Origin of the sequence: Marinobacter sp. NSM (assembly GCF_052380025.1) — a bacterium.
Taxonomy (GTDB): Bacteria; Pseudomonadota; Gammaproteobacteria; order Pseudomonadales; family Oleiphilaceae; genus Marinobacter.
Genome location: NZ_JBQTCK010000002.1, coordinates 221,488 through 236,994 on the forward strand (window position 1 = coordinate 221,488; position 15,507 = coordinate 236,994).

The window sequence follows — 15,507 nt, forward strand, 5'->3', positions numbered from 1 at the left end:
AGTCTAGTAGGCCAATCCCGGATTCGCAGGATTGGCTGACTATATTTTGAGCAAGATCAAGTTAATCACCATGGGTTCACCCGACAGTGACAATGTCACTGAACTCAAGCTCATCCAGCCTCTATATTGGAAAGTGACAACCTCATATATGGAGCTCAACTAATGACGAACATTCTCAAGATATTCACCCTGGCATTCCTGGTTGCCGTTGCCCCAATGCAGGCCCTGGCCGACAAACACTCAAACAAAGGCAACACCGTTGACGAAGTTCTGGTGATTCTGTCCAGCGATTCCCTACAGACCCAGGGCATGGCTATGGTGCTGGCCAATACCATGGCGGAGAAAGGCGCCAAGGTTAATGTGTTGCTGTGCGATGAAGCCGGTGACCTAGCTCTGAAATCCTATGAAGGCGAAGCCCTGGCACCCCGTAACGTGACGCCCGGTCAAATGCTGCGTGGACTGTTGAAAGCGGGTGGCTCTGCACACGTGTGTGCGCTTTACCTGCCTAACAGCGACCATGGAAAAGACGACCTGATTGACGGTGTTGGTGTTGCCATGCCGCCGCAGATGGCTGACCAGATGCTGGATCGCACAATACGCACTTTCACCTTCTGAGGGGATCGGTTAGCCGCGTTATTGCTACAACGCCAGCCTCCGGGCTGGCGTTTCAGGTTTCACACCAGACGTTCGAGGTAATCGATGGCATCTACTGAATCCTCCCGCCTGCAAAATTTTCCTGTTTCTTGGTTTGCCATGGTGATGGGTCTGGCCGGCCTGACCATTGCCCTGCATCGGGCCGAAGCGGCCTTCAGCCTTCCCTCAACCGCCAGCTTCGCCGCGCTGGTTCTCACCATAACGGTGTTTATCAGTCTGGTCGTACTCTATGCCCTGAAGGCGACCCGATACCCCCGGCAGGTGGAGGCAGAGCTGAACCACCCGATCAAACTCAACTTTGCCCCCACCATTTCCATCGGGCTGATCTTGATCAGCATTGCCATGTTCCCCCACCACCAGGGTACCTCTCTGATCATCTGGGGTGTGGGCACGGCACTGCATCTGGGCTTCACCCTGTACGTGCTTTCCGCCTGGATTCACCATACTCACTTCGAGATCAACCACATGAACCCGGCCTGGTTCATTCCCATCGTCGGCAACATTCTGGTGCCCATTGCCGGGGTGCAGCATGGCTTTACCGAGCTGTCGTGGTTTTTCTTCAGCATCGGGCTGGTGTTCTGGCTGGTATTGCTGACCATCATCTTCAACCGGATGTTTTTCCATCACCCGCTACCGGGCAAACTGCTACCAACCCTGTTCATCCTGATTGCACCGCCAGCAGTGGGGTTCGTTTCCTGGCTTCAGCTCACCGGGGAACTCGACAGCTTTGCCCGGGTTCTGTACTACAGCGCCCTGTTTCTAACCCTGATGCTGTTTACCCAGGTGTCGCGCTTCCTGAAGTTGCAGTTTTTCCTGTCCTGGTGGGCTTATTCGTTTCCGATGGCCGCCATCACCATCGCTACATTGACCATGTATCAGCGCCTGGACAGCCCTTTCTTCAAATGGCTGGGCGTTGCCCTGCTGGGCCTTCTGATGCTGCTGATCTCGGGGCTTGTTCTGAGAACGGCGATTGCCGTGCGCAGGCGGGAAATCTGTATTGAAGAATAATTGGAAAAGAACGGGTGCCTGTCCTCGCAGGCACCCCAACTATCAAGGACGATAGATTTTTTCCGGGTTGGCTTTGGTGGACCAGGGCATTCCGGAGTTCTGCCAGCCATTCTTCAGGCGCATGCCCTTCTGGGGACCGTCTTTCAGGGAGTCACCCTGGAAGCCGTGATCCACGTACTTCACGTTGGTAAAACCGCGCTCCAGCAAATAGTCCGCGCTGGGCTTGCCACGGGCAGAGCCGGAGCGGCACATGGTGATAATCAGCGCATCCCGGTCCAGCCCTTTCTCAGCCAGCGCCGCATTGACCTCCTCGACAAAATTTTCGTTGATGTCCATGGCGAAGACGGCTTTTTCGTCGTTGAACCGGGTGCGGTCTACCAACTGGAACGGAATGTTCAGGTCCACCGCGTCGGTGAAGCCGATGAACATGATTTCCACCGGGTCACGCACGTCAATGAACAACACCTGGTCGCCCTGTTCCTGAACCATATCGAAGGTTTCCTCTGGCGTGACTGAGAGCGCTTCCTCTGCCTGAGCCGTGGTCATCAGGCCAAAACTGAACAGCAACATCACGAGTAACGATTTCATGGCAATCTCCTGTATTGGATATGAAATTCTCGCTTCGAGCATAACGATATAACGAATAATTTTACAGCCGGCAACCCGCTTCGTTCAGCGGCGAAATGTCGCAGCAAGCCTCGATAACCCCCAACAAAAAAGGAAAATTGACAGGCATCAATTATGCGCCCAACTCTAAACAGTTTTCCGTGCAGTTCCCGGTGCGTTTGTTAACTTTAGTTCAGAGAGACCAGACTGTCTCATAAGGAGAAAGCAAGATGACCAAACGTCCGTTAGCCAAAGCCCTGATTCTGAGCCTTGGTTTCATGGCGGGTTCCGCCGCCGCAGATGACCTGCTGGACCGGGCCAGAAATACCTTCGAACCGATTCCCAAATACCCACCGGTGATCGACGGAAATGAGCTGACCCAATCCAAGGTGGAGCTGGGCAAAATGCTGTTCTTCGAACCGCGCCTGTCTTCCAGCCACCTGATCAGCTGTAATACTTGCCACAACGTGGGTATGGGTGGCGACGACTACCTGCCGGTATCCATCGGTCACGGCTGGCAGAAAGGTCCCCGTAACTCCCCGACGGTATTCAACGCGGTATTCAACGCAGCGCAGTTCTGGGATGGCCGCGCAGCTGACCTTGCCGAGCAGGCTAAAGGCCCGGTTCAGGCCGGCGTGGAAATGAGTAGCACCCCGGAGTGCGTGGTTTCTACTCTGAAGAGTATGCCGGAGTATGTTGAGCGCTTTGGCGATGCCTTCCCGGGGCAGAATGACCCTGTGACCTTCGACAACATGGCCATTGCCATTGAAGCCTTCGAAGCAACCCTGATTACACCGGATTCTGACTTTGACAAGTATCTGCGCGGCAACTCCGCCGCCCTGAACGACAAAGAGAAGGAAGGTCTGGCCCTGTTCATGGATCGTGGCTGCGCTGCCTGCCATAGCGGTGTGAACCTGGGCGGCCAGGAATACTATCCATTTGGTCTGGTCGAACGCCCAGGCGGTGCCATTCTGCCTGAGGGTGACCGCGGCCGCTTCGAAGTGACCCAGACAGCCACCGACGAGTATGTATTCCGGGCTTCGCCACTGCGCAACATTGAACTGACTGCTCCGTACTTCCACTCTGGCGCTGTCTGGAGTCTGGATGAAGCCGTCGCTGTGATGGGTACTGCGCAGCTGGGCACTGAGCTGAACGACAGCGAGGTTCAATCCATCGTTGCCTTCCTCAAGACCCTGACCGGTAACGTGCCGGAAATCCGGTATCCGATCCTGCCGCCGAGCACAGCCACTACCCCACGGCCAACCGATATGGTGCCGTGATCGTTTGATCTGCTGACATCATTTACCGCGCGCCTCCGGGCGCGCTTTTTCGTTCAACGCCCGGGCCATACGAACAAAAGCCCACCTTTGTCCTGTTGTGTCCGTCCTGATAAGCAAGCTATCGTCTACCTTTACCTGCAGCAGACGAGGCCCTATGAATCCGACCATCGAACTCCTGAAATCCCATCGCTCCATCCGAAAATTCAAGGATCAGCAGATTCCCCGGGAACTGTTTGAAGACCTGATCCGTGCCGGGCAATGCGCAGCTACCTCCAACCACGTCCAGGCCTACACCATTATTCATGTGGTCAATCCGGAAAGCCGTCGGAAACTGGCAGAACTGGCCGGGGGGCAGACCTATGTGGAAAGCTGCTCGGATTTCCTGGTGTTCTGCGCCGATATGAAGCGGGCCACCGAATCGGCAGAGAAAGCCGGAGCGGATGTGATTCGTGGTATGACCGAGCAACTGCTGGTGGCCAGCATTGATACCGCCCTGATTGCGCAGAATGTGGTGGTAGCGGCTGAATCGGAAGGACTGGGTATCTGCTACATTGGCGGTATTCGCAACAACCCGCAGGAAGTGAGCGACCTGCTCAAGTTGCCGGAACATGTGTACCCGGTCTTTGGTCTGTGCCTGGGCTATCCGGACCAGCAACCGGAAGTGAAGCCGCGCCTGCCACTGGCAGCCATTCTCAAGGAAGACAGCTACGACGACTCAACTGACGAGCGGCTGGTGGCCAGCTTCGACGATACAATGGCCCGCTATTACCGCGAGCGCACCGGCGGCAACAAAGACACCAGCTGGTCCGAACAGCTCAAGCCGCTGTTTACTAGCAAGCTCCGGCCGCACATGAAGGAGTTCCTGAATAAAAGAGGCTTCGGCCTGAAATAGGTCGTTTTTTTCGATCCTTTAATACCAAGAAACACGATTTTTACGAACCAGACGTTCGACTAAAGTATGTACCCTTTTATTCGTTTGCTACCGAAAGGGTCATACTATGGCGAGCTTCGATACAGATGTACTTCTGATTGGCGGCGGCGTAATGAGCATTACGCTGGCGTCTCTTATTTCACAGCTGGACAGCTCGCGCTCGATGACACTGGTCGAGCAGGGCCGGCAATTGGCCGGCGAGAGCTCCGACGCCTGGAACAATGCCGGAACCGGTCACGCCGGCTACTGCGAGCTCAACTATACCCCGGCACAGGGTGATGGTAGCGTCGCCATTGACCGAGCTCTGGCCATCAATGAACGGTTTGAAATATCCCTTCAATTCTGGAGTTCACTCGTCGAAAAAGGCCTGCTGCCGGGGCCTGACGACTTTATCCGCAGCGTTCCTCACCTCAGCTGGGTGCAAGGCCAGGACGACTGCCGGTTCCTGCGCGCCAGGCACCGCGCATTGCAGGCTCACCCACTTTTCCAGGGTATGGAATTCACCGATCAGGATTCGACACTCTCAGAATGGCTGCCTCTGATCCACGGAGCGCAGCAAACATTCACACCCTCGGCAGCCACCCGCGTACCGCATGGTAGTGATGTCAATTTCGGCTCGCTGACCCGCCTGCTGGGGCGTTCACTCACCCAGTCCGGGGCCTGCGATATCCGCCTTCAGCGCCGGGTGACGGGACTTGAACGTCACAACCGCGGATGGCGGGTGACGCTTGCCAATCATGAGAGTGGCGAACAACAGGTTCTCAAGGCCCGCTTTGTCTTTATCGGCGCCGGTGGCGCCGCGCTGCCCCTGTTGCAAAAAGCGGGGGTTCAGGAAGCCCGCGGGTATGGCGGCTTCCCCGTTTCCGGACTATGGCTGGCTTGCAATGACCAGAGCCTGGCGCTCCAGCACAACGCCAAAGTCTACAGTCAGGCCCCGGTGGGTGCTCCGCCCATGTCTGTTCCGCACCTCGATACCCGTTTTATCAACGGTAAGGCTGCTCTGCTGTTCGGTCCCTTCGCCGGTTTCACAACACGCTTTCTCAAAGAAGGTGGCGTGATGGATCTGGTTCGGTCAGTAAGACACCACAACCTGAAGCCGCTGCTTGATGTGGCTATCCACAACTGGCCACTGACCCGCTATCTGATCAAGGAGTCGCTCAGCCCGAAATCATCGCGCCTTGAGCAGCTGCAGCGTTTTATCCCGGACATTGATCCCGACGCCTGGAAGCTGGTGAGAGCCGGGCAACGGGTGCAGATCATTAAACCCGATAGCCAAGGCCGCGGTTCACTGGAGTTCGGCACGGAAGTCCTGAGCACCAGCGATGGCAGTCTGGCAGCGCTGCTGGGCGCCTCCCCCGGCGCGTCCACCTGCGTCGCCGCCATGCTCGATGTGATAGAGCGCTGCCTGCCCGAACTGGTTCAGGGCGCCTCCCTACAAACCCTTCAGGCACTGATCCCCAGCTACGGCCAGTCGCTGCAGCAGGATCACCAGCTTCTGGCAGACATCCGCAAGCACACCCTCAGTACCCTGGCATTGGGCAATGGCATGGAAAACACTCAAACTGAACGGAGCCTTTACGCATGATGATTGGCATACCCCGAGAGCGAGTCCCGAATGAGAACCGGGTCGCTATCATACCCACTGGTGTTTCGACGCTGCTCGAAGCTGGCTATGAAGTCATCGTCGAGAGCGGCGCTGGATTGGCCGCACACTTTACCGATGACGATTATCGCCATGCCGGCGCAATCATCGCTGACGATGCCAGTGCCCTGTATCGGCAAGCATCCGTCATTCTGAAAGTGCTGGCCCCCACCCTCGAGGAAGCCGATCTTATTCAGGAAGAGAGTACGATCATCAGCTTGCTGAACCCATGGTTCAACAAGCCACTTCTGGAGCGGTTTGCGTCCAGAAAAGTACAGGCATTTGCGCTAGATCTCGTGCCCAGAACAACCCGGGCGCAGCCGATGGATGTGCTGAGTGCCATGGCCGGCATCAGTGGCTATCGAGCCGTGCTCAGCGGCGCCATGGCACTGCCACGATACTTCCCGATGCTGATGACCGCCGCCGGCACCATTCACCCGGCCCGGGTGCTTGTCATCGGTGCCGGCGTCGCCGGATTGATGGCCATCGCTACCGCGCGGCGCCTGGGCGCCGTAGTCGAGGCTTACGATCTGCGACCAGAAGTAAAAGAGCAGGTACAGAGCCTGGGAGCCGATTTTATCGAAATTCAGGTGCCATCATCGGAGACCACCGGCGACAGCGGCTATGCAAAAGCCCAGAGCGAAGCCTTCTATACAGCACAGCGTCAGCAACTGGCAGATTGTGTTGCACGGGCGGATATGGTGGTCACGACCGCGGCTGTTCCAGGCAAACAGGCACCGAAACTGATTAACAGCGACATGATTCATCGCATGAAGAGTGGCTCGGTGATTGTCGACCTGGTGGCCGATAAAGGTGGCAACGTAGAGGGCACCGTGCTGAATAAAAAAATCGTGGTGGATGGGGTAACACTTGTCGGGCACGCCAACCACCCTTCCCGGGTGCCGGTTCATGCCTCCCAACTGCTGACCAGGAACATAACCGCCTTCCTTCTCAACATGACCAAAGCCGGGCAGCTTGTCCCCAACTTTGACGACGACATTGTGTCCGCAACCCTGGTCACCCAGGGCGGACAGGTGCTTCACGGCGCTGAGCCTTCCGTCCCAAAAAACGAACCCACCGAAAGCAAGGAAACCGCCTGATGGAACTGTTTGTTCTCAGCTTCACCATTTTCATTCTGGCACTGTTTGTTGGCATTGAACTGATCAACAAGGTGCCACCAACACTCCACACGCCATTGATGAGTGGCACCAACGCCATTTCCGGGATCGTCATCGTGGGCGCCATCATCAGCGCTGGCAGCTCGGACCTCTCTCCCAATGTTGCCGGCGTACTCGGTTTTATCGCCGTGACTCTGGCAAGCATCAACATTGTAGCCGGCTTTATGGTTACAGATCGCATGCTGAATATGTTTAAGCGAAAGGGATAATCATGTTTGCACTAATCAACCTGTCTTACCTGGCTGCGGCGGTTTGCTTCATTCTTGGCATTAAAGGCATGACCCGCCCGAAAACCGCGGTTCGCGGCAACCAGATCGCCGCCATCGGCATGCTGATCGCCGTTGTTTCCGCCCTCCTGCACCAGGGAATCATCAACTACACCGCTATCCTCGCCGGTATGATTCTGGGCGGCGGCATCGGTGTCTGGCTGGCCAAACGCACCGCCACCACCGAAATGCCGGAATTGGTGGCCAGCCTGAACGGTATTGGCGGGGGCGCTTCTGTCGCCGTGGCCGCCAGCACCTGGATTCAAACAGTTGCCTCGTCTGGTGCGGGCAGCAATGGCTGGACGGCAGCGATTCTTGTCTCAATCATTATTGGTTCGGTGACATTGACCGGCTCAGTGGTGGCCGTGTTGAAACTGAAAGGCAACATTGGGGACAGCCGCAATAACCGCCTGTGGCACAGCGTCACACTGATCACACTGGTCGCAGCTCTGATTGGTGCCGTTCTGTTCACGACCGAAGCCAGCACCAGCCCGCTGGCACTGGCTGCACTTATCGGCCTTTGCCTGCTGCTCGGGGTTGGGCTGGTCCAGCCGATTGGCGGTGCCGATATGCCGGTGGTGGTGGCACTTTTGAATGCCTACTCGGGGCTTGCCGGCGCCGCAACCGGTTTTGTGCTGGGTAACCAGGGGCTGATCATCACCGGTTCTCTGGTGGGTGCATCGGGGCTGATCCTGACGGCCATCATGTGCAAAGCCATGAACCGTTCCCTGCCCAACGTGCTATTCGGTGGCGTCTTCGGCGCCACTGGCAACAGCGCCAGCAAGCAGGACGAAGGCGAGTTCTATGATGGCAAGGTGAAATACGCCACGCCTGACGATCTGGCCCTGCTGCTGGACGGCGCGCGCAATGTGGTCATGGTGCCGGGTTATGGCCTGGCGGTGGCGCAGGCCCAGCACGCGGTCAAGGAACTGGCCAACCAACTTGAGGGCCGTGGTGCGAAAGTCAGCTACGCCATTCACCCGGTTGCCGGGCGCATGCCGGGGCACATGAATGTGCTGCTGGCGGAAGCTGAGATTCCCTATGATCAGCTGAAGGATATGGAGGCGATCAATCCGGAACTGCCTCAGGCCGATGTGGCCATCGTGCTGGGAGCCAATGACGTGGTGAACCCGGCCGCCGCCGAAGATCCGAACTCACCGATCTTCGGCATGCCGATCCTGGATGTTCACAAGGCAAAAACCGTGGTGGTGGTCAAGCGAAGCCTGTCCGCTGGCTTCGCGGGCATTCCCAACGGCCTGTTCATTCGGGACAACAGCCTGATGGTGAAAGGTGATGCCAAGGAAGTACTTCAGGCAACCACCACCGCAATCAAAGATCTCTGATCAGGCGTCCTCAAGGATGAGGACAACCAGTTCCTTCGGGCCATGGGCCCCGTACGCGAGCACCTGCTCAATATCTGCCGTCTTGGACGGGCCGGAGACCAGCAACAGGTTCGTCGGTAAACCGGCGGACCAGTTGTGCTTCTGCATCATGCCGTACAGATTGTCTTCCACCTCACTGGCCTTGAGCAGGGCGATGTGCAAGGGCGGCAGCAGACTCATCAGGCGCGGTTCATGACGGTCCGGCCAGAGCACCAGAGAACCGGTGGCTGCAATGCCGCCCACAGTGCCGGTTATGCTGGCATCCACCTTCCAGAACAGCTCATCTTTCCATTCCTCGATGGGCCGGTCATAGACCATCAACTGAACTTTCGCACTGCTTCTCTGCCAATGCTCCGCCAGCTGTCTGCCATGGGCGGTGCCTGGGGCGTATAGCAGATTGCCCAAAACTCGGCTCTCCAGCAATTCCTGCACTTTGGCAGGCCACTGGGCACTGGTGACCTGATGAACCTCGGTGTGTACCGCTTCCATCAAAGAGCGCAGGCGGGTAATCCGGTCTTCCGGGGCATACTGCCAGGGGTTGGTAACCAGACCCTCGTCGAAATCATCAGGCCGGGGCGTGGTGCCGGCCAGGCCGGCACGAAGTTTGTTCAGAATATTGCTGCGGGCGCTCATCACCGATCCCCCTGATTCAGATGGGCTTTGGCCAGATCGTGCAAAGACCGGCGGGCCGGCACCGGTGCTGAGTGGTTCTCGGTCCACGGGCCGACGTTTTTCGGTGCCAGCTTGCGCAAGCGGGTCGCGCCCCACAGGAACAACCGGTAGAACATCGGCGAAGTGTTCAGTCTGGCCCAGAAGCGCCAAATCACACGCTCTTTGCCGGAGTATTTGGCACTGCCGTCTTTCAGTTTCGGCTGCTCCGCCGGGCTTTTAACGTTCTCCTGCCGCAATCGCTGTAGCATCTCCGGAATCGGAATCTTCACCGGGCACACTTCGCCACAGGCACCACACAATGACGACGCGCTGGGATGATCCGGCACCTTGTGCAGGCCCACCATGTGCGGCGTAATGATCTTGCCGATCGGCCCCGGATACACCTCGCCATAGGTATGGCCGCCCACCCGGGTATACACCGGGCAATGGTTCATGCAGGCGCCGCAGCGGATACAGTTCAGGGTCTGGCGCAGCTGTGCATCGGCAAAGGCGCCGCTGCGGCCGTTGTCGAGCAGCACCAGGTGGACTTCTTTCGGGCCATCCAGCTCATCCGCCTTGCGGGGGCCGGAGATCATGTTCACGTAGGTGGTGATCGGCTGGCCCAACGCGGAACGGGTCAGCAGCGACAACAGGGGCACCACGTCCCGCAGGTTTTCCACCACCTTTTCAATGCCGGTGACGGCAATGTGCACCGGCGGCGCGGTGGTACTCATGCGGCCATTGCCTTCATTTTCCACCAGCAGCAGAGTGCCGGTTTCGGCGACGGCGAAGTTAACACCAGACACCCCAACGTCCGCTTCCAGAAATTTCTGGCGCAGGGTGCGCCGGCCGATCTGGATCAGCTCGTTCACATCCTCGGTTTCTTCCACGCCCAGCTTGTCATGGAACAGTCTGGAGACCTGGAAACGGTTCTTGTGAATGGCCGGCATGATGATGTGGGAGGGCTTTTCGCCATCCAGCTGGACGATGTATTCGCCCATATCGGACTCCAGGCACTCGATGTTGCGCTCGGCCAGGTAGTCGTTCATCTCCATTTCTTCGCTGACCATGGATTTGCCCTTCACCACCTGAGAGCCCTTTTTGGATTCGATGATGGCATGGACTATCTGGTTGGCTTCTTCGGTGGTCTCCGCCCAGTGGACCTTTACACCGTTGTCAGTCAGCTTCGCTTCCAGTTGTTCGAGCAAATCCGGCAACCGGGACAGCGCCCGGGCCTTGATGTGGTTACCGAGCTCCCGAAGGCCTTCGCGCTCTTCTTCGTCCGGGAAGGCATCGGCGCGCTTTTTCATCAGCGAATCCATCGCCACCCGGAAGTTGGTGCGCAACTGGTCGTCCGCCAGGGCGCCCACCGCACGGCCACGGAAGCTGTCGGTCAGTTCTTTGACCGGTATGCGCTGGCTCATGATGTCACCTCACCGCTGACCCGCTCCCACAGGAAACTGGCCAGATGCCGGCCCCGGAAGGCCTGTTGCTGTTTTTCCAGGAAACCATTGATGTTGAGCAGGCAGCCGCCATCGGCGGTGATCATTTCCGCCGCGCCAGACTCCCGCAGCGAACGGGTTTTATCCAGCACCATGGCGCCAGAGACTTCCGGCATGCGCACGGAGAACGTCCCGCCAAATCCGCAGCATTCGCTTTCGTGGTCGTGGTCCAGACGCTCGACGTTCGCCAGCTTGCCCAGCAGCTCACGGGCATGCAGGTGGGTGTTCATTTCCCGACGGGCAGAGCAGGAGGTGTGCAGTGCTATCTGCGTGGGCTGGCCCAGGTCCTGCCAGTCTACTTTACAAACGTGCAACAGGAATTCGGTCAGCTCGAACGTGCGCTCGGCCAGGCTTTCCACACGCTTGAGGGTATCCGGCTCTTCGGCAAACACTTCATGATAATGCTGCCGGAACATGCCGGCACAGGAACCGGAAGGCACCACCACCGGCAAGCCATTATCCAGCAGGTTGAGTTGTGCCCGCGCCACCTCCCGGGCCTCGTTCACGTAACCCGAAGTCCAGGCGGGCTGGCCACAGCAGGATTGCGCCTGAGGAAAGTGCACGCGAATACCTTCCCGTTCCAGCAGGCGGATGGCATCCAGCCCGGCTTCGGGGAAAAACAAGTCCACCACGCAGGTACCAAACAGCGTGACCTCCGTTGGCTTGGCCGGGTAGCTCCGGGGCTTGGGGCGCTCCGGGGCCACACGGGTAGCGTTCGGGGCAGCATCGTAGAACAGCTCACTCATCAGTCATTGCCTCCGGGCGATAAGGCCACCGGCCGCTCGCCCGTCATCGTTATGTCAGCGTTACCGGCCCATTAACGGGTCCATCACACCCAGGCCATAGGCCGCCAGCAATGCAATCAAACCGGTCGCCAAGAGGTAGTATAGGGTCGGCCACACGGTCTTGCGCAGGGTCTGTCCTTCACGGCCCAACAGGCCAACCGTGGCTGAGGCCGCCACCACGTTATGGATGGCCACCATGTTACCGGCAGCAGCACCCACGGCCTGCACCGCCACCATCAGGGCGGTGGACAGGCCAAGGCTTTCAGCAACACCAAACTGGAACTGGCTGAACATCATATTGGAGACGGTATTCGAGCCGGCCAGGAAGGCACCCAGCGCCCCCACTGTCGGAGCCAGTAGCGGGTAGATGCCGCCAACCGCGTCGGCGGCCCAGGTGGCCATGGCCAGCGGCATACTGGGCAAATCGGACATGTTAACGCCCGAGTTGATCAGGATCCGCACCATCGGCACCGTAAACAGCAGAACAAAGCCTGCACTCAGCAACACACCGCTGGATTCCTTGACGGCATTCCCAAGGGCACGAGCGCTCATGCGGTGAATGAAGAACGTTGCCAGAACAACCATCACCAGGATACCGCCCGGCAGGTACAGAGGCTGAACACCGGCATTGATGCCTGCCTCACCCAGAATATTTGAGAACGATACACCAACGCTGGTAAAGGCCTGTTTGATCGGGTCGACGGTCCGGCTCAGTACCAGCACGACGCCCACCAGTACATAGGGCACCCAGGCGCGGAAACCGCTCATCGGCTTGGCCGCGATGTCTTCGAGCTTCATCTCGATACTACCCAGCCACTCGGAGGGCCAGTCCTTGCGGTCGGCAAAATCCCAGGCGTTTTTGGGCATCAGGAAGCCCTTCTTCGCCGCCATGGTCACGATCGCCAAACCAATCAGGCCGCCCAGCAGAGACGGAAATTCCGGCCCCAGAATCACACCGGTCAACGCGTAGGGCACCACAAAGGCAACGCCGGCAAACAGGGCAAACGGCAGCACCTCCAATCCTTCCTTCCAGCTTTTGTTCCTGCCGAAGAAGCGGGTCATCATGGTCACCATCAGCAATGGCATAACCACACCGACAATGGCATGGGTAATGGCAACTTCCGAGGTGATCAGCTGCAGGTAGGCCTCCCAGTTGGAGCCCACGGCCTCAAGCCGCTCGGTAATCGTGGCCCGGTCGAGACCGGTGGTTACCCCAACCACCACCGGAGTGCCCACGGCACCAAAGGATACTGGCGTACTCTGTACCATCATACCCAGCATCACCGCCGCCATAGCCGGGAAACCCACCGCGACCAGCAGGGGCGCAGCAATGGCCGCCGGCGTACCAAAGCCGGAGGCGCCTTCAATAAAGCTGCCGAACAGCCAGACAATGATAATCGCCTGAATACGGCGGTCCGGGGTGATGTTGGTGAAGCCCGCCCGAATGGTGGTGATAGCCCCCGAATGTTTCAGCGTGTTCAGCAGCAAAATAGCGCCGAAGATAATCCACAGCAGACCAATGGTAATCACCAGACCCTGCAGGGTGGAGGCCAGAATTCGGTTCAGGGTCATATCCCAGGCGCTGTAACCGATCAGCGCAGTAACCAGGAACACCACGGGCATGGCGCGGCGGGCAGGCCAACGCAGGCCAATCAGGAGGATTCCGGCCAGCAGAATCGGGGCAAATGCCAGCAGGGCGAGCAATCCGGACGACATGATTTTCTCCAGGGTATTGTTATTGGATACTATTTTTGGATAATTGGTAATACCAATTTACAAGTCTATCCAAGTACGTTATTTGAACACCCTTTGGGCTGTCAAAAGCACGGCTTTCGACATTCGTCTAATTGCCTATGGGTTTTACTGGGAAAACAAGGACAAAGAAGGCTAATATTTATTGGTAAGACCAATTAATTTATCAACCGGAGCCGTACATGGCCATCAATCAGGTGGCGCCCAGGCGCCTCGCCGACACCATCGTTGAGCAACTGGAAACCATGATTCTGGAAGGCACATTGCAACCGGGCCAGCGGTTACCTCCGGAGCGGGTGCTGGCAGAGCAATTCGGCGTGTCCCGGCCATCGTTGAGAGAAGCAATCCAGAAACTGGCTGTCAAAGGCCTGCTCCACAGCCGCCAGGGAGGGGGCAACTTTGTCACCGAAACGCTGGGTGCCAGTTTCAGTGACCCACTGATCAAGTTGCTGGAAACGCACCCGGAAGCCCATCGCGACCTGCTGGAATTTCGCCGCACGCTGGAAGCAGACTGCGCCTTTTACGCAGCGCAAAGAGCCACCGAAGTTGACCGCCAGTGCCTCACTCAAGCCTGGACCGCCCTGGATGCCTGTTACCGCGACAGCTCCGGCAACAACCTGGAAGCCGAAGGCGCAGCTGATGCCCGCTTCCACATGGCCATCGCCGAGGCCAGCCATAATGTGGTGCTGATGCACACCATGCGTAACCTGTTCAACATGCTAAAGAACAACATCGTGACCAACATCGGCGGCATGTATGCCCGAGCCGCCAAAACCCGGCAGGGCCTGGTAGACCAGCATTCCCGGCTGTTTCAGGCAATTATGGAAGGACGGGCCGAGGATGCCCGGGCCATTGCCGGCCACCATATCGAGTTTGTCCAGCAGACCATCTCGGAACACTCGGAAAACGAACGGCGAAAACAGCGGTCCTTGCGCCGGGAACGGCACAACACTGACGAACAGGCGTAAAAAAGCCAGGGAAAACCCCGGCCAAAGCAATCACACGATGCACCAACACTATGCGTGTCGTCCTGATGAATTTTGACGATAACCCGCCTACATGACCATTCAATGACAATGCCTGTTAATCCGGCAACTTTTCCCAGATGGTCAGTTCGGAAAAGCTGTGCTGGAATTTGTTGCGGGTTTCCCGGATCACGAACGGCAGGCTTCTGGGCTCGCCCAGCAGCCTGAAATGAGGCCCCAGCATGTCTTTAAGGCCATCGAGCGTGGTGAAAGGCTCGCCGTTCTTCATAAAACCGCCCACCCATTCGGATTTCGGCGTGTACTCCTCCAGCCAGGTATACGGCGAGGCAATGACCAACAAACCAAGATCGTTGATGCGTTCGTGAATACTCTCCAGAAACAACGAAGGTTTGTACAGTCGATCAATCAGGTTACCCGCCAGCACCAGATCGTAATCCCGGTAGTCAGACCCAAGATTGCACGCATCTCCCTGATGAAACGCCACACGTTGCGCTGCCTCCGCCAGCCCCAGGGTCGACAGCGCACGGGCCTGATAACTCACCAGATTTCCCTCCTCCGATCTCGCGTAACGGGCCTCACCGTCAGCCACGACTTCCCGGCATTTGCCGATAAATGTCTGCGAGAAATCCACGCCGTCCACATGTTCAAAATGCCGAGCCAGCTCCAGCGTCGTGCGGCCCACGGCGCACCCGATGTCGAGGGCCCGGCACAGTTCCCGGCCATCAAGGGCTTCCATGACGGCGTCCGCCAGCTCTTTGGGAAAATTTGCTTCACCGTGCCAGGACTCTCCGAAGTGGAACTCCAGGTATTGCGCCAGAGTGGTGTTGTCTTCGTAATAGCCCGCCGGTCGGTTCATGGTTGTCTCCTGGTTAAAGCTCTTAAAT

15 protein-coding genes are annotated in these 15,507 nt (G+C 57.9%); 9 read left to right on the plus strand and 6 right to left on the minus strand.

What is annotated here, in order from left to right:
- The first annotated feature begins 162 nt into the window (after window positions 1–162).
- Window positions 163–615, plus strand: coding sequence for a hypothetical protein (locus ACTZWX_RS05110; protein ID WP_444713012.1), 453 nt, complete (start codon window positions 163–165; stop codon window positions 613–615).
- An 84-nt stretch (window positions 616–699) separates the two neighbouring features.
- Complete coding sequence (locus ACTZWX_RS05115; RefSeq protein ID WP_444713013.1) at window positions 700–1,662, plus strand: SLAC1 anion channel family protein; 963 nt, start codon at window positions 700–702, stop codon at window positions 1,660–1,662.
- A 42-nt stretch (window positions 1,663–1,704) separates the two neighbouring features.
- Here ACTZWX_RS05115 and ACTZWX_RS05120 read toward each other — a convergent pair whose 3' ends face one another.
- Window positions 1,705–2,250 carry a rhodanese-like domain-containing protein gene (locus ACTZWX_RS05120; RefSeq protein ID WP_444713014.1) on the minus strand — a complete coding sequence of 182 codons (546 nt, stop codon included), beginning with the start codon at window positions 2,248–2,250 and terminating at the stop codon, window positions 1,705–1,707.
- A gap of 248 nt (window positions 2,251–2,498) precedes the next feature.
- On the opposite strand from ACTZWX_RS05120, the gene ACTZWX_RS05125 reads away from it, so the two are divergent.
- From ACTZWX_RS05125 to ACTZWX_RS05150, 6 genes are all read left to right on the plus strand, one after another.
- Window positions 2,499–3,548: a cytochrome-c peroxidase gene (locus ACTZWX_RS05125; RefSeq protein WP_444713015.1), complete on the plus strand. Its 1,050-nt coding sequence runs from the start codon at window positions 2,499–2,501 to the stop codon at window positions 3,546–3,548.
- Between the two features lie 154 nt (window positions 3,549–3,702).
- The gene (gene nfsA / locus ACTZWX_RS05130) at window positions 3,703–4,440 is read left to right on the plus strand and encodes an oxygen-insensitive NADPH nitroreductase (RefSeq protein WP_152437123.1); all 738 of its coding nucleotides are present in this window, start codon (window positions 3,703–3,705) and stop codon (window positions 4,438–4,440) included.
- 106 nt (window positions 4,441–4,546) lie between these two features.
- Window positions 4,547–6,064 (plus strand): malate dehydrogenase (quinone), encoded by a 1,518-nt coding sequence (gene mqo, locus ACTZWX_RS05135; protein WP_444713016.1) that lies wholly within the window; start codon window positions 4,547–4,549, stop codon window positions 6,062–6,064.
- Window positions 6,061–7,221 (plus strand): Re/Si-specific NAD(P)(+) transhydrogenase subunit alpha, encoded by a 1,161-nt coding sequence (locus ACTZWX_RS05140; protein ID WP_444713017.1) that lies wholly within the window; start codon window positions 6,061–6,063, stop codon window positions 7,219–7,221. Before mqo ends, ACTZWX_RS05140 begins: the two co-directional genes overlap by 4 nt.
- The gene (locus ACTZWX_RS05145) at window positions 7,221–7,508 is read left to right on the plus strand and encodes an NAD(P) transhydrogenase subunit alpha part 2 (RefSeq protein WP_058092994.1); all 288 of its coding nucleotides are present in this window, start codon (window positions 7,221–7,223) and stop codon (window positions 7,506–7,508) included. The genes ACTZWX_RS05140 and ACTZWX_RS05145 overlap by 1 nt, the downstream gene beginning before the upstream one ends.
- Before the next feature lie 2 nt (window positions 7,509–7,510).
- Window positions 7,511–8,908 (plus strand): NAD(P)(+) transhydrogenase (Re/Si-specific) subunit beta, encoded by a 1,398-nt coding sequence (locus tag ACTZWX_RS05150; protein WP_444713018.1) that lies wholly within the window; start codon window positions 7,511–7,513, stop codon window positions 8,906–8,908.
- On the opposite strand, the gene ACTZWX_RS05155 is transcribed toward ACTZWX_RS05150, so the two are convergent.
- The 4 genes from ACTZWX_RS05155 to ACTZWX_RS05170 are packed head-to-tail and all read right to left on the minus strand — an operon-like array spanning window position 8,909 to window position 13,601.
- The gene (locus ACTZWX_RS05155) at window positions 8,909–9,580 is read right to left on the minus strand and encodes a LutC/YkgG family protein (protein WP_444713019.1); all 672 of its coding nucleotides are present in this window, start codon (window positions 9,578–9,580) and stop codon (window positions 8,909–8,911) included.
- Window positions 9,580–11,022: a LutB/LldF family L-lactate oxidation iron-sulfur protein gene (locus ACTZWX_RS05160; protein ID WP_444713020.1), complete on the minus strand. Its 1,443-nt coding sequence runs from the start codon at window positions 11,020–11,022 to the stop codon at window positions 9,580–9,582. The genes ACTZWX_RS05155 and ACTZWX_RS05160 overlap by 1 nt, the downstream gene beginning before the upstream one ends.
- Entirely contained in the window at window positions 11,019–11,846 is an 828-nt protein-coding gene (locus tag ACTZWX_RS05165; protein WP_444713021.1) for a (Fe-S)-binding protein, read from the minus strand. Before ACTZWX_RS05165 ends, ACTZWX_RS05160 begins: the two co-directional genes overlap by 4 nt.
- Window positions 11,847–11,906: 60 nt before the next feature.
- A complete protein-coding gene (locus tag ACTZWX_RS05170; protein WP_152437116.1) occupies window positions 11,907–13,601 on the minus strand; it encodes an L-lactate permease in 1,695 nt (564 codons plus the stop codon).
- Window positions 13,602–13,819: 218 nt separating this feature from the next.
- Here ACTZWX_RS05170 and ACTZWX_RS05175 point away from each other — a divergent pair, with 218 nt between their 5' ends.
- Window positions 13,820–14,605, plus strand: a complete 786-nt coding sequence (locus tag ACTZWX_RS05175) for a GntR family transcriptional regulator (protein WP_444713022.1) — start codon at window positions 13,820–13,822, stop codon at window positions 14,603–14,605.
- A 115-nt stretch (window positions 14,606–14,720) separates the two neighbouring features.
- Here ACTZWX_RS05175 and ACTZWX_RS05180 read toward each other — a convergent pair whose 3' ends face one another.
- Complete coding sequence (locus ACTZWX_RS05180) at window positions 14,721–15,479, minus strand: putative 4-mercaptohistidine N1-methyltransferase (RefSeq protein ID WP_444713023.1); 759 nt, start codon at window positions 15,477–15,479, stop codon at window positions 14,721–14,723.
- Between the last annotated feature and the right edge of the window lie 28 nt (window positions 15,480–15,507).